The sequence below is a fragment of the Jatrophihabitans sp. genome, from assembly GCF_036388195.1.
In the GTDB taxonomy this organism is placed as follows: Bacteria; Actinomycetota; Actinomycetes; order Mycobacteriales; family Jatrophihabitantaceae; genus Jatrophihabitans_A.
On record NZ_DASVSG010000176.1, the window covers coordinates 1 to 12,872 of the forward strand.

Sequence of the window (12,872 nt, forward strand, 5' to 3'; positions counted from 1 at the left end):
ACAGCACGCCGTAGTCGGCGGCCGAGCGCTCCAACAGGCTGTCGTCGACTCCGAACGGGACCGTCACCACCACGAAGAACCCGCCGACCGGCACGTTGAACCGGACTCCGAGCTCGGGGTCCGGAAACCGCTTCGCCAGGCCCTCCACCATCAGCCGCATGTTGCGGGCATAGACAGCGCGTTCACGCTCGTTGGCCGCCAGCAGGCTGCAGTCGTTCTCCAGCAGCTTGCCGCCCACCACGGCCTGCGCGATCGGTGAGGTGTTCACGGTGAGCATGCTCTTGATCTTCGACAGCTCATCGGCGAACAGGCTTCGGTTGCCGGCGGCATCGACCACCGGCTGATCGGCGACCAGGTAGCCGACCCGGGCGCCGGGCATCGCGGTCTTGGCGAACGAGCCGAGATAGACCACGCTCCGGTGCTCGTCCAAGGCCTTCAGAGTGGGCCGGCGCCGGTCATCGGCATGGGAGAACAGCCCGTACGGGTTGTCCTCCAACAGCAGGATGCCCTCGGCTTCGGCGATCGCCAGCAGCCGCCGGCGGTCGTCGAGATCCATGCTGACGCCGGAGGGGTTGGCGAAATCAGGCATCACGTAGCAAGCGCGGGGTCGCAGCCCGGCGGCCCGCGCCTGCCGGAGCTGATGCTGCAGGTCATCGAGGTTCACCCCGCCAGGCGCAGCGGCGACCGGCAACACCGGCATCTCGACCAGCCGGGCCGCCCCGGTCAGCCCGACGTAGGTGGGGGTGACGGCCAGCAGCACGTCCGAAGCGCTGCCGCGCAATGCCCGCAGCACCAGGAACATCGCCTCCTGGCATCCGACGGTGACCACGATCGACTCCGGGTCCACCGAGATGCCCTCGTCCTGGGCGAGGTTCGCCGCGATCAGGCCGTGCACGATGCCCTTGGTCCGGCCGTACTGGAACAGCGTGCGGCGGACCTCCTCCTCGGAGTAGCCGAGATCCTGCTTCAGATGCAGGCAGAACCTCCGCAGGTAGCCCTCGATCGCCTCGACCTCGAAGAACTCCTCGACCGGCCGGCCGGCAGCCAACGACACCGCGTCCGGATAGCGGTGGGAGATCTCGTTGAGGAAGTTCATCGAGTTCAGCGCCGGATCCTGCAGCGCGCCGAACAACTGGCTGGCCGACAGCTCACCGGGCCGCAGGCGGTCCGTGGTGGCGCTCATCCGCAGCAGCTCCCCCAGCTCGTCCGCAGCTCACGGGCGGCGGCCGGATCGGCGCACCCGGCCAGGATCAGCGACTCGTGGACCTCCGTGCTCAGCAGCGACAGGGCGTGCCTCACCCCGGCGGCGCCGTCCAGAGCCAGCGCCCACAGCAGCGGCCGCCCGACCAGCACGCCGTCCGCCCCGAGCGCCAGCGCCCGCAGGACGTCCATGCCGCTGCGGATGCCGCTGTCCAGAAGCACCTGGCACTGCTGTCCCACCTCGGCTGCCACGCCGGGCAGCGCGGCGATGCTGGCCGGCGCGCCGTCGAGCTGGCGGCCACCGTGGTTGGACACCACCACCGCGTCGGCTCCGATCGCGACGGCCCGGCCGGCGTCACGGGGATCGAGAATGCCCTTCACCGCAAGGGGCAAGCTGGTCCGGCTCCGGAGCCATTCCAGGTCCGCCCAGGTCAACGGCGGCCCGAACAGCTCGCGGGTGTGCACCGCCATCGCCGACTCGCCGGCCCGCGACAGATGCGCCGTGCTGCTCGACCCGGCAGCCAGATTGGCCGCCACCACCGGGGTCGGCAGCGCGAACTGGTTACGCACATCGCGCAGCCGACGGCCCAGGACCGGAACGTCGACGGTGACCACCAGCGCGGCGCTGCCCGCAGTCTCCGCGCGTTCGATGAGCTGCTCCAGCCGGCGCCGTTCGGCGAGCCAGTACAGCTGGAACCAGACCGCGACGCCGGTTCGCGCGACCTCCTCGACCGGAGAGCTGCTCAACGCGCTGAGCATCATCGGAATGCCGGCCTGGTGAGCGGCCTCGGCCATCGCGATCTCGCCGTCCGGGTGCGCCATCCGCTGGTAGGCCATCGGCGCGACCCCGACCGGCATCGACATCGGGGTGTTCAGCAGCGTGACCTCCGTGCCGCTGAGCGCGCCGGCCAGCATCCTTGGGTACACCACCACGGCGTCCAGCGCCTGCCGGTTGGCCCGCAGGGTGAGCTCGCTGCCGCTGCCGCCGGCGATGAAGTCCCGGATCTCCGGCGACAGCACCGACTGCGCGCCCGCTTCGAAGTCATCCAATGACACCAGGGTCGACTCGCTCACCGGACTAGCCCCAATCGTGTTCGCAGGAACCGTACGGCCTCGTCGACGGCCCGCCGGCCGCCGTCGAGCACCGGGTACATCAGGAAGAAGCCGTGCATCATGCCGTCGTAGCGGCTCAGCTCGGTCGGCACCCCGGCCGCGGCCAGCCGCTGCGCGTACTGCTCCGCCTCGTCGCGCAACGGGTCGTACTCGGCGGTGATGACCAGGGCCGGCGGCAGGCCGGCATGGTCGGCGGCCAGCAGCGGCGAGGCCAGCGGGTCTCCCCCGTCCGACGGTGAGGACAGGTAGTGCGTCCAATACCAGTCCACCGAGCGGCGGTTGAACATGCTGGGGTCGTCGTTCTCCCTGAGGGACTCGGTGTCGGCGCCGAAGCAGGTATTGGGATAGACCAGCAGTTGCGCTGCCAGCGGCGGCCCGCCCTGGTCCTTGGCCCGCAGGGTCACCGCGGCCGCGAGGTTGCCGCCGGCGCTGTCACCTCCGACCGCCAACCGATCGGGATCGACGCCCAGCTCCTCGGCGTGCTCGGCGATCCAGCTGACCGCGTCGTAGCAATCCTGCACCGGAACCGGGAACTTGTGCTCGGGCGCCAGCCGGTAGCCCACGGCGATGACCACACAGCCGGCCGCGTTGGCCAGCGTGCGGCAGATGCCGTCGCAGGTGTCGATCTGACCGAGGGTCCAGCCGCCGCCGAAGAAGTAGATCAGCGCCGGCTGCCGCGGCTGGCCGGACGGCCGGTACAGCCGCAGCGGCAGCTGATCGTCACCGGCCGGCATCGTCAGCTCGATCACCTCGTGGACCGGCTCCGGAGCGCCGCCACCCGCGCGGATCTCGGCAAGGTCGGCCGCCCGGGCCTCGGCGAGCGTCAGCGTGTACAGCGGCCGTACCTGATCTGCGATCCGGCGCTCGCGCCAGCGTCGTACCTGCGGGTCCAAGGGCATCCGGAACCGGGCCCTACTCGCGCCAGAGAATCGGGCAGTACACCGGATCGGCGTAATCGGGCCGGCCGTCAGCAGTGCGCCGCACCAGGGTGTCGTGGTTGTACCCGGCGACCGTCCCGTCGGACAGCCGGAACTCGCGATAGGTGTTGGCGCCGTCCTGCAGGTGCAGCGAGATCGCCCGGCGCGGCCGCCCGCTCACGTTCGGGCCGCTGCCGTGATAGGTGCGGCAGTGGTGAAAGCTCATGTGTCCCTTGGGAATCTCCATCGGGACCGTCACCACCTCGGCGCCGTTGTGCGCGGCGTTCTCGGCCAGCATGACCTCCAGCTGGGCCTTGTCCCGCTCGGCGAAGTGCCGCACCGTGCTGTCATCATTGCCGATCTCGCGCCACCGGTGGCTGCCGTCGACCATGGTGATGGTGCCCATCTCCGGGGCGCAGTCATGGAACGGCACGAAGGCGGTGAGCATCCGTTCGGAGGTGGAGGAGGCCCAGTAGTGCTTGTCGAAGTGCCAGGGCACCACGTTGGTCGGCTCGGCGGGGACCGGCGGCTTATAGATCATGGTGGCCTGGAAGATCCGGATCTCGGGCACCTGCGCGAGCCGGGCCGCGACCGCGCCGACCAACGGCTTACGCAGGATCTTGGCGATGGCATCGCTCTCGTAGTGCACGTAGTCGTTGTGCCGCTGCACATCGCCGTGCTGGGGTTCCCAGGAGGCGAGCTTCGGTGGCCGGGTGGGCAGCTGGTGGTCGCGGGCGCCGTCGTAGTAGTCGTCGCTGGCGGCCACCAGCGCGTCGATCTCGTCGTCGCTGAACAGCTTGCCGGACAGGTACCAGCCGTGTTCGGCATAGAACCGCACGTCGGAATCGGAGGGCAGCAGCGCCACCTCTTCCTCGGTGAGGCTGAACTCGCTGTTCGACATCATCACACTTCCATCGGTTCGGGATCCGGATCGGCGGCCATCGGGGTCGGAGCGTGCACCATCTCACGTTCCTTGGCCTCGTACAGCGCTTTGATGTTGCCGCTGCCGAAGGTGCGGGCGCCGCGCCGCTCGATGACCTCGATGAACAGCGTGCGCCGGACGTGGGTGGACTCGGTGAAGATCTGCAGCAACTGGCCCCAATGGTCGCGATCGACCAGGATGCCGAGCCGGGCCAGCTCCGCGATGGGCGCGTCCACCGGGCCGACCCGCGCCTCGAGGTTGCGGTAGTAGGCGTTCGGCGTGGTGAGGAAGCGGACCCCTCGGTGGCCGAGGCGGTCCACCGTCGAGACGATGTCGTCGGTGATCAGCGCGATGTGCTGCACGCCGGCTCCGGCGTGCCACTGCAGGAAGTCGTCGATCTGCCCGGGCCGCCGGGCCGTGTCAGGCTCGATCAGGGTGAAGGTGACCCCGCCGGACGGGCTCTGCACGACCACCGAGTTCATCCCCTGGCCGGCCACCTCGATGTACTCGGTGAAGATCTGGTCGAAGCCGTACACCTGCTGATAGAAGTCCGAGGTGGCCTGCAACTGCCCGGCCGGCACGCAGATCGCCAGGTGGTCGATCATGCCGAACATCGGGTGCTCGGCCGGCTCGCGCTCGATCATCTCGATCGGGCCCGGCAGGAAGCTGTCGCCCTCGCGCTGCACCAGCCGGTGCACCACGTCGCCGAAGCCGCCCACGTCGGCGAAGCTGACGGTCGAGGCGCCGTCGGTGAAGGTCCTCGGCGGCGACATCGGCGCCGCGCCGCGGCTGACCAGCTCGGCGAAGCAGTCGGCCACGTCGTCGACCCGCATCGCCACCACCGCCACGCCGTCGCCGTGCTGCTGGACGTAGTGACAGGCCGCATGGTCGGCGTACAGGCCGGAGGTCAGCACCAGCTGCACCTGGCCGTGCTCCATCAGCAGCGACCGCTGGCCGATCAGCCCCGTCTCCGGACCGCCCCGGCCGCCTACCTCCAGCCCGAAGGCCGCGCCGAAGTAGTAGGCCGCCTGCTGGGCATCGCCGACATACAGCTCCAGGTGGTCGATTCCGAAGATGTTCATTGGGTGATCCCCTCGGGTCGGTGGTGCGGCTGGACGTCGGAGACGGCGGCGGTTACCGGCAGGCCGGTGCTCGGCGCGCCGGACCACAGGCTCCTATTCTGCCCGGCCGGCCGAGCTGTGCAGACACAGGTAGGAGTCATGGCGTCGGCCCCCTGGACAGCAGCAGGGCATGGGCCCGGTCGGTCGAGCCCGTGGCCTCGGGGTCGTCCTGCTCGACGAGGATCAGCAGCACCTCATCGGCGTCGCCGTCCTCCAGCAGCAGCGCCGCCTCGGCCATGCCATCGGTGAGCGGGTCACCGACCGGGCTGATGCAGACCACCGGGCCGCCGAGTCCCCAGTGCGAGGTGACCTGCCCGACCACGCTGTTGGGCGCGGACTGGAAGAAGAACAGCGGGCCCACCCGCCGGCCGCGCGCGACCTTGTCGCGCACGTGGGCAGCGCTGACGACATCGTTGCCCCGGCTGACCACCAGGACGGCGGTGCGCTGCCGGGACGCTGCCGAGGCCGACGGCTCGGCATAGTGCGCGGTCAGGCATCCGTCGGCAGCCGCGGCAACCAGGGGGCTGAAGGATGACACGACGTACCCGGGCAGCGCCGGCAGCGGATCGTCCGGCCCGGTCGGCCACCGGTACTCGCTGAGGATCACCGGTTGGGGGACGGTCCTCATGTGGCACGCACCAGCAGCGCGGTGTTGGCGCCGCCGAAGGCGGAGTTGAGGCTCAACGCGTAGGGCGTGCCCACCGGCCGGGGGGATGCGAGGATGACATCGAGCTCGCAGCTGTCGTCCGGACCCAGGTAGCCGGCGTTGACCGGAAGCTTCCCGGCCTGCAGCGACAGCACCGTGAGCACCAGCTCCAGCAGGCCGGACGCCTCCAGCGCATGGCCGTGCACCGCCTTGGTCGAGCTGATCGGCACCCGGGCGGCGGCATCGCCCAGGCTGCGATGCAGCGCCGCGGCCTCGGCGGTGTCGCTGAGCGGGGTCCCGGTGGCGTTGGCGTTGATGTAGCCGATCGCGTGCGGCGACAGGTCAGCCCGCTGCAGCGCCGCGTCGATCGCCCGCGCCAGGCCCCGGCCGTCCGGCGCCGGCTGGCACGGGTGATAGGCATCCCCGGCCCGGCCCCAGCCGATCAGCTCGGTCGCCGGCCGGTGCCCCCGGGCAGCGGCGGCCGCGGTCGACTCCAGCACCACCGCGGCGATCCCGTCGCCCAGCAGCAGGCCCTGCCGCCCTGAGCTGAACGGGCGGACCGCGCCATCGCCCGACAGCGCTTGACCCGAGTCGAACAGGGCGAACTGATCCGGTTCCACCAGGTAGCCGGCTGCCACCACCACCCGGTCCAGTCCGCGGCCGATCATCGCGGCCGCGTCGGCCACGGCGGTGCTCGCCGACACGCAGGCGCCGGTGTAGACCCGGCCGGCTCCTGCCAGCCCGGCGCGATCGGCAAGCTCGGCCGCACAGTCGGAGGCGCCGGGATGGCCGTGCACCGCCAGCAGCAGCGGGCTGCCGGCCCGCTCCCCCGCGGTCAGCCCGGCGTCGGCGCAGGCGGCCTCGATCGCCTCGGCCAGCTCGGCGGTCAGCGTGCCGACCTGCCCGAGGGTGGCCGCGATGCCGACCCGCCGGCCGCTGACGTCGAACCGGTCGATCGGGCCGAAGGCGGCTGCGCCGGACAGCGCCGCGGCCAGCTGCGGCTCCGGGCCCCGGCCGAGCGCGCTCAACACCCCGAGGCCGGCGATGCCGACCGGGGTCACCTCAGCCACGGCGGGCCCGGACGGACTCGTCCAGCAGGCTCACGGCATCGGAGACGGTGCGCAACCGCGCCAGCTCCTCGTCATCGAGGTCGAGCTCGACGCCGTAGCGCTGCTCGACCTGATGCACCAGCCAGGCGACCTCCATCGACGTCAGCCGCTCCAGCTCCGAATCGGCGCCACGGGTTCCGAGTCCGGCCAGCATGGCGAGCACGTCTGCCCTTTGCAGGGCTGGGTAATCCGGCATCAGCGCTGCCGGCTGCCGGTGGCCGGGGCGACCCGCTCGACGACGGCGTCGGTCAACTCGCCGAAGCTCATCAGGGCGAACTCCGCGGACTCGTCCTCGGCGAACCTGATGTCATAGCGCTCCTCGACGCGCATCAGCAGGTCGGCAAGCGCCAGGGTTTCGAGGTTCAGGCCCGCCGGCCCCAGCGTGGTGGCGTCATCGAGGGTATCGACGGCGTAGTTCATCTCCCGCAGCGAGGAGACGAGGAACGCCCGGACGTCATCCGGCATTGGGTACCTTCCTTCCGTGACCAGGCCGCCGGGCGACCGACCCGAGACAGCGCATGCCTGGGTGCTGAGCTGGCCGCAGCGCTCGCGCGACGGCGTCGAGCGGTTGCTGGCCGAGGCCGGCGCGCGGGTGCTGGGCGCCGATCCCGCCGAGCTCGCGGTCTCCCGGGACGAGTTCGGCCAGCCGGTGGTCCGGACGGCCGGTGGCCAGGTCTGGGTCAGCCTCAGCTACGGGCCGGACGTGGTCGCGGTGGCTGCCAGCAGCTGCGGCCCGATCGGCATCGACATCGAGGGCCCGGCTCGGCCCGGCATGACCCGGCTGGCCGATCGCTGGTTCGACCCCGCCGAGGCGCGGTGGTTGCGCAGCCAGCCCGCGGCCGACCAGCCGGGCGCCTTCCTGCTGCTGTGGACGGCGAAGGAGGCGCTCGGCAAGGCGCTGGGCGCCGGGCTGCGAGGTGCCGGCCTGCGCCGCCGGGTGCCCCTGCCACCGGTGACCGACGGCAGCTTCCAGTCGCTGCCCGGTGGCCTGCGGCTGGCCCATCCGGCGCTGCGGGCGGACCTGGTGCTGGCGGTCGCGACCGGCCCGGGCAGCAGCCCGGCGGCGGCGATCACCGTGCAGGAGGAGGTCGCTCATGCGGCCCGCTCGCGCAGCAACGCACGGTCGCGGACCAGCTTGCCGGTCGTCGTCCGGGGGAACTGATCGAAGACCTGGTACACCTGCGGCTGCTTGTAGCGCGCGAGCTGGGTCGCCAGCCTGGCCTCGACGTCCTCCACCGGGTGCCCCGGCTCCAGCTGCAGGTAGGCGGTGATCGCCTCGTCGAACAGCACGACCGCCGCCACCACCCCGGGCAGCGCGCCGATGCTGGCCTCGACCTCGGCCAGGTCGACCTGCAGCCCTCCGATGGTGACCTGGGAGTCCAGCCGCCCGAGGATGGTCACCAGTCCCGTGGCCTCGTCCACCGTGCCCGCGTCCCGGGTGCGAAGCCAGCCATCGGCCCAGCGATCGGAGACCGCCTGGCCGAGGTAGGGCGAGGCGGCGCGCGCGATCTGCAGCTCGCCGTCCCGGGCCCGGACCGTGATGCCGGGCGCCGGCCGCACCGAGGGTCGGTGGCTGCCGTCCAGGTCGGTCCCGATCACGCCGACCTCGGTCATCCCGTACATGTTGCCCAGCGGGACCCCGAACCGGTCGACGAAGCCGGCCGCGGTCGCGGCGGGCACCAGCTCGCCGCCGGTGATCATGCGCCGCAGCTGCCGCGGCGGGCGGGCCGGCGTGGTGGAGCTCAGCAGGCTGATGTGGAACGGCACCCCCAGCACCGTCGCCGGGCTGTCGGTGCTTGCGATCGCGTCCAGGATGCTGTCGCCGGTGAGCCGTTGCGGCGGGACCAGCTCGACGCCGGCATGCAGGCCGTACAGCAGGCCGCCGACCAGGCCCAGGACGTGCACCATCGAGGGCAGCAGGATGATCCGCTCCCCCGGCAACGCCACCCCGTCGATCTGGGTGTAGCGGCGGATCTCGGCGATCAGGTCCGCAGCGGTCCGGCCGATGACCTTGGACGGCCCGGTCGAGCCGGAGCTCAGCTGGACCACGGCATGCTCGCTGGCAACCGGCTCCTGGTCGTAGGAGCTGATCGTGTCCTCGACCTCGAAGAACACCCGCAGGCCGCCGGCGATCCGGTGCGGCGCGACGATCACCTGCGGCAGGAGCCGTTGCCGCGCCTGCTCCACCTCGTGGTCGGTGAGCCGGTAGTCCAGCAGGACCGCCTGGGCGCCCAGTTGCCAGATCGCGAGCAGGTTCGCCACGTAGGCCATCGAGGGTGGTAGCCGCAGCGCCGCTGCCCCGCCCGGCCGCAGCCCCGCGGCGGTCAGCCGCTCGCGCCGGTCGGCCACCAGCCGGCGCAGCTCACCGCGGTCGATGGGGCCGGGCACGCGGAAGCAGACCTGATCATCCCGGCCGGCCAGCAGGATCTCATCCACCCAGCCAGCGTCGGTCGCCCACGACGAATCCGCCTGCTGCTCCATGGTCATGCGATGGCTCCAAAAACTTCTATCGATAGCAGGCCGCGCCGTACCGAAATTCGAGCAATTCAGATGGCTCCACAGTTCAGGGGACGCCGCAGACCATACGCTCTTCCCACGTCGCTGTCATTCAGCTTGTAGTCACCGCTCGTGCGACTTTCACGACAGTTCGGAGGGCGTGATGCCCCCTTTGGCGGATAGGGACGGAACCAGTCCGGGCGCCACCGATCAGAAGGCTTCTCGAGCCACACATCTGGCGGAATTTCGACAAAAAGGGCTTCGGATAGCGCTGGGGCTGCGGATGAAGGATCCAGCAGGGCTGCCGGGCGCCTCCTCAACTCCCGCTAGGAATCCTGGCCACTGCCCACACCGGTTTCCGGTTCCCCGGAGTGCGGCCAGCCGGACCTCAGCGTCAGCTCGGCACGCTGATCCGAGCCGGGCCAGACGCTGACGGGCCATGGAGTCCGTCGCCTGCGGCTGGTCGAGCCAGCGGATCGGGCCGGCGCTGCGCGCGAGCGCTTCGCGGTGCCATTACTGGCCGAAACCGCCGCCTCGGGGCAGTCACCGGATATCCGGGTAAGGACAGCCGCTTTTCTATTGACGGCTCACCGGGCCGGACGAGCACAGCGCATCGCGGACGACAGCGTGTATACGGATCGGGCGGCCGGCGTCACCATGCGGTGCGCCGGACGAGGGTCTCCCGCTGGGCCGTCAGGCCGGCGGGTCAGCCGGTGGGGCGCGGTTGGCTGGGGTTGGAGGGCACTCCCTGCGATGGCGGATTCATCTTCGGCCCCGACGTGGCAGGGGTGACCGGTGACTGGCCACTGGGGGCGGGGGCATGTTCGGGTTGCAGCGCGTCGGGCGCGCCTCCGGAGGGTTCGGCGCCGGCGTCCAACTCCGCCAACCGGGCCTCGATCAGGGTTTCCACCAGCGGCCGGTGGGCGTGCTGGCGCTCGTAGTCGGCGATCACCTGCAGCTGCTCGCGGGTCAGGGTGCGCAGGCGGTGTTGCAGGCTGCCCGTCGGCAGGTGGTCGTAGTCGGGCAGCGGCAGGCCCGCAGAACTCGGCGAGGAGGTGTCGGTCATGGGTGTTCCCATCCGGCGCGAAGGGAGGCTGGCTGTACAGCCGAGCGTCCAGACTATCCAGCGGAGGTCCGACGCGCAGAGGCGCCGGGCGTTTCCCTTCACGCCACTGGTGCCCCCCGAGGCCACGGGTTACGGTAAATCTCCCCTGGTCAGAAGAGATCCAGTATCCGCCGATCCTCGCCGGCCGGCCGATCCTTCCGAGTAGCCAGCTGGCGACGGGTCGGCTGCTCGATGGAGGTCATCATGGCTACAACCGTGTCCGAGGTTATGACGAGGAATCCGGAGACCGTCGAGATATCGGATCCGGTCGTCGAGGCCGCTCGCCGCATGCGTGACGCCGATGCCGGTGACGTGATCGTCCTGGACAACGGCCGGGTGGTCGGCATCCTGACCGACCGCGACATCGCGATCCGGGTCGTCGCCGAGAACAAGGATCCCTCGACCCCGGTCGCAGAGGCATGCTCGACCACCGACCTGCAGACGGTCGGGCCGGACACCTCGCTGGACCAGGCGGTCCAGCTGATGCGCACCAATGCGGTGCGCCGGTTGCCGGTGGTCGAGAACGACCGCGCGGTGGGCATCATCAGCCTGGGCGACCTCGCCATCGAGCGGGACGAGGACTCGGCGCTGGCCGACATCAGCGCTGCCACTCCTGACGACTGATCGCCGGATCCGGACCGGCGCGCATCAGCTGCTGAGCGCGTCGGCCCGGATATCTGCCTGATCTGGCGCCGAGGACTGCCAGCCAGCATCGCGGCCGGCCGTGCCGGGACCCTCCTCGACCTGTGGGGACGCCTCGGCTCCTCGCTCCCACCGGGTGATGAACATGGCGACGGCCAGGACGTCGGCTATCACCACCAGCGCGCTGAGCAGCACCAACCAGGCCGGAATCACCTGACACCACCGGTGGAACAGCAGATCGGGACCGGCCGGGAACAGACAAGCAAGGACATCACGTAACGGTTCTTCTCCAGGCGGCAGCGCCGCCGGGCGGCCACTGCGAGACAGATCGAAGCTCGTGGCCGAACGTCCTTCCATCCTAGCGGCTGCTGTCGGACCATCACCGTCCCAGCGCGCACCGGCTCGATCCCGGGCAGGGCCGCCGCGGTTGTAGCGTGGAGGCAGCTAAGACCCCGCCCGGGATCCGGACGCCGCCGTCCCAGCGAGGCGGCCAGGTCAGCGAAGGGAGCTGACGGACGATGCCGAGGGCCCTCGCGCTGGCCGCGCTGCTGGCCGCCGCGCTGACGGCCGGTTGCAGCGGCGGCGCGCCGAAGCCGGCGGCCAACGCCCCGCCGGCAGCGTCCCGGACCGCCGCCGGCCCGACCTCGGCTACCGCGCCGGCGCCGGGTTCGGCTACCGCACCGGTGCCCGGGCCCGCCACCAGCACCCGGAGCAGGACAGCGAGCCCGGCCGCCGCCGCCGTCCCCCGCTTCGACCACATCGTCGTGGTGGTGCTGGAGAATCACGCCTTCAGCCAGATCATCGGCAGCAGCAGCGCGCCGTACTTGAACTCCCTCGCCGACCGCGGCGCGGTGCTGACCCGCTCATATGGCATCACCTATCCCAGCCAGCCGAACTACCTGGCCCTGTTCTCCGGCTCCACCCAGGGCTTGACCGACAACTCGTGCCCGCACAACTACACCGGACCGAACCTGGCCGGGGCGCTGCTGGCCGCCGGCCACAGCTTCATCGGCTACTCCGAGGACCTGCCGGAAACCGGCTTCTCCGGATGCAGCTCCGGCGCCTATGCCCGCAAGCACAATCCATGGGTCAACTTCGGCGCGCTGCCGAAGTCGGTGAACCAGCCGATGACAGCCTTCCCTCAGGACCTGAGCAGGTTGCCCACCGTCTCCTTCGTCATTCCCAACCTCGACAACGACATGCATGACGGCACGGTGGCCCAGGGTGATCGATGGCTCCGGACGCACCTCGGCGGCTATGCCGACTGGAGCACTGCTCACAACAGCCTGCTCATCATCACCGCCGACGAGGACGACAAGAGCCACGGCAACCGGATCGCCACCCTGTTCGTAGGCGCACACGTGCGTCCCGGCCGGTACAACGTCCGGATCGACCACTACGGCCTGCTGGCCACCCTGCTGGCCAGTTACCGGCTCACGCCCTTCGGCCATGCCGCCAGGGCTGCGCCGCTCACCGCTATCTGGGCCGGCTGAGAGCTGAGCCGGCTGAGAGCTGAGCCGGCTGAACGGCATTCGCGGCGACCTAGCAGAATCAAGGTTGGTGGGAGTACAGCGGCCCGGGCACCGTCTCTGCCCGGAGGA

15 protein-coding genes are annotated in these 12,872 nt (G+C 70.8%); 3 read left to right on the forward strand and 12 right to left on the reverse strand.

Annotation, left to right across the window (positions count from 1 at the left end; translation table 11 throughout):
- The 9 genes from VF612_RS17900 to VF612_RS17940 form a co-directional block, all read right to left on the reverse strand.
- Nucleotides 1-1,183 (reverse strand): aminotransferase class I/II-fold pyridoxal phosphate-dependent enzyme (locus tag VF612_RS17900; RefSeq protein WP_408661216.1); only part of this gene is annotated, 1,183 nt, incomplete at its 3' end.
- Nucleotides 1,180-2,274, reverse strand: a complete 1,095-nt coding sequence (locus VF612_RS17905) for an alpha-hydroxy acid oxidase (protein ID WP_408661217.1) — start codon at nucleotides 2,272-2,274, stop codon at nucleotides 1,180-1,182. The genes VF612_RS17900 and VF612_RS17905, both read right to left, overlap by 4 nt.
- Nucleotides 2,271-3,212: an alpha/beta hydrolase gene (locus VF612_RS17910; protein ID WP_408661218.1), complete on the reverse strand. Its 942-nt coding sequence runs from the start codon at nucleotides 3,210-3,212 to the stop codon at nucleotides 2,271-2,273. The genes VF612_RS17905 and VF612_RS17910 overlap by 4 nt, the downstream gene beginning before the upstream one ends.
- A 13-nt stretch (nucleotides 3,213-3,225) precedes the next feature.
- Nucleotides 3,226-4,131, reverse strand: a complete 906-nt coding sequence (locus tag VF612_RS17915; RefSeq protein ID WP_408661264.1) for a phytanoyl-CoA dioxygenase family protein — start codon at nucleotides 4,129-4,131, stop codon at nucleotides 3,226-3,228.
- 2 nt (nucleotides 4,132-4,133) lie between these two features.
- On the reverse strand, nucleotides 4,134-5,234 hold the full coding sequence (gene hppD, locus VF612_RS17920) for a 4-hydroxyphenylpyruvate dioxygenase (protein ID WP_408661219.1): 1,101 nt from the start codon (nucleotides 5,232-5,234) through the stop codon (nucleotides 4,134-4,136).
- A gap of 136 nt (nucleotides 5,235-5,370) precedes the next feature.
- Complete coding sequence (locus tag VF612_RS17925; protein WP_408661220.1) at nucleotides 5,371-5,901, reverse strand: beta-ketoacyl synthase chain length factor; 531 nt, start codon at nucleotides 5,899-5,901, stop codon at nucleotides 5,371-5,373.
- Nucleotides 5,898-6,989, reverse strand: a complete 1,092-nt coding sequence (locus VF612_RS17930; protein WP_408661221.1) for a beta-ketoacyl-[acyl-carrier-protein] synthase family protein — start codon at nucleotides 6,987-6,989, stop codon at nucleotides 5,898-5,900. Before VF612_RS17930 ends, VF612_RS17925 begins: the two co-directional genes overlap by 4 nt.
- A complete protein-coding gene (locus VF612_RS17935; protein WP_408661222.1) occupies nucleotides 6,982-7,224 on the reverse strand; it encodes a hypothetical protein in 243 nt (80 codons plus the stop codon). Before VF612_RS17935 ends, VF612_RS17930 begins: the two co-directional genes overlap by 8 nt.
- Entirely contained in the window at nucleotides 7,224-7,493 is a 270-nt protein-coding gene (locus tag VF612_RS17940) for an acyl carrier protein (RefSeq protein WP_408661223.1), read from the reverse strand. The genes VF612_RS17935 and VF612_RS17940 overlap by 1 nt, the downstream gene beginning before the upstream one ends.
- Before the next feature lie 16 nt (nucleotides 7,494-7,509).
- Between VF612_RS17940 and VF612_RS17945 the strand changes: the two genes are divergently transcribed.
- A complete protein-coding gene (locus tag VF612_RS17945; protein ID WP_408661224.1) occupies nucleotides 7,510-8,190 on the forward strand; it encodes a 4'-phosphopantetheinyl transferase family protein in 681 nt (226 codons plus the stop codon).
- Here the strand turns inward: VF612_RS17945 and VF612_RS17950 are convergent.
- A complete protein-coding gene (locus VF612_RS17950; protein ID WP_408661225.1) occupies nucleotides 8,121-9,515 on the reverse strand; it encodes a class I adenylate-forming enzyme family protein in 1,395 nt (464 codons plus the stop codon). The two genes, VF612_RS17945 and VF612_RS17950, sit on opposite strands and share 70 nt — an antisense overlap.
- A 715-nt stretch (nucleotides 9,516-10,230) precedes the next feature.
- Nucleotides 10,231-10,590, reverse strand: coding sequence for a hypothetical protein (locus tag VF612_RS17955; protein WP_408661226.1), 360 nt, complete (start codon nucleotides 10,588-10,590; stop codon nucleotides 10,231-10,233).
- A gap of 243 nt (nucleotides 10,591-10,833) precedes the next feature.
- Between VF612_RS17955 and VF612_RS17960 the strand changes: the two genes are divergently transcribed.
- Nucleotides 10,834-11,253: a CBS domain-containing protein gene (locus tag VF612_RS17960; protein ID WP_408661227.1), complete on the forward strand. Its 420-nt coding sequence runs from the start codon at nucleotides 10,834-10,836 to the stop codon at nucleotides 11,251-11,253.
- 24 nt (nucleotides 11,254-11,277) lie between these two features.
- On the opposite strand, the gene VF612_RS17965 is transcribed toward VF612_RS17960, so the two are convergent.
- Nucleotides 11,278-11,484 carry a hypothetical protein gene (locus tag VF612_RS17965; protein WP_408661228.1) on the reverse strand — a complete coding sequence of 69 codons (207 nt, stop codon included), beginning with the start codon at nucleotides 11,482-11,484 and terminating at the stop codon, nucleotides 11,278-11,280.
- Between the two features lie 305 nt (nucleotides 11,485-11,789).
- Here VF612_RS17965 and VF612_RS17970 point away from each other — a divergent pair, with 305 nt between their 5' ends.
- Entirely contained in the window at nucleotides 11,790-12,764 is a 975-nt protein-coding gene (locus VF612_RS17970) for an alkaline phosphatase family protein (RefSeq protein WP_408661229.1), read from the forward strand.
- Nucleotides 12,765-12,872 lie beyond the last annotated feature (108 nt).

Excerpts from the sequence above, each read along its gene's own strand:
- VF612_RS17960 (WP_408661227.1), top strand. The coding sequence starts at position 10,834 with ATGGCTACAACCGTGTCCGAGGTTATGACGAGGAATCCGGAGACCGTC.
- VF612_RS17955 (WP_408661226.1), bottom strand. The coding sequence starts at position 10,590 with ATGACCGACACCTCCTCGCCGAGTTCTGCGGGCCTGCCGCTGCCCGAC.
- hppD (WP_408661219.1), bottom strand. The coding sequence starts at position 5,234 with ATGAACATCTTCGGAATCGACCACCTGGAGCTGTATGTCGGCGATGCC.
- VF612_RS17950 (WP_408661225.1), bottom strand. The coding sequence starts at position 9,515 with ATGACCATGGAGCAGCAGGCGGATTCGTCGTGGGCGACCGACGCTGGC.
- VF612_RS17925 (WP_408661220.1), bottom strand. The coding sequence starts at position 5,901 with ATGAGGACCGTCCCCCAACCGGTGATCCTCAGCGAGTACCGGTGGCCG.
- VF612_RS17940 (WP_408661223.1), bottom strand. The coding sequence starts at position 7,493 with ATGCCGGATGACGTCCGGGCGTTCCTCGTCTCCTCGCTGCGGGAGATG.
- VF612_RS17935 (WP_408661222.1), bottom strand. The coding sequence starts at position 7,224 with ATGCCGGATTACCCAGCCCTGCAAAGGGCAGACGTGCTCGCCATGCTG.
- VF612_RS17910 (WP_408661218.1), bottom strand. The coding sequence starts at position 3,212 with ATGCCCTTGGACCCGCAGGTACGACGCTGGCGCGAGCGCCGGATCGCA.
- VF612_RS17915 (WP_408661264.1), bottom strand. The coding sequence starts at position 4,131 with ATGTCGAACAGCGAGTTCAGCCTCACCGAGGAAGAGGTGGCGCTGCTG.
- VF612_RS17970 (WP_408661229.1), top strand. The coding sequence starts at position 11,790 with ATGCCGAGGGCCCTCGCGCTGGCCGCGCTGCTGGCCGCCGCGCTGACG.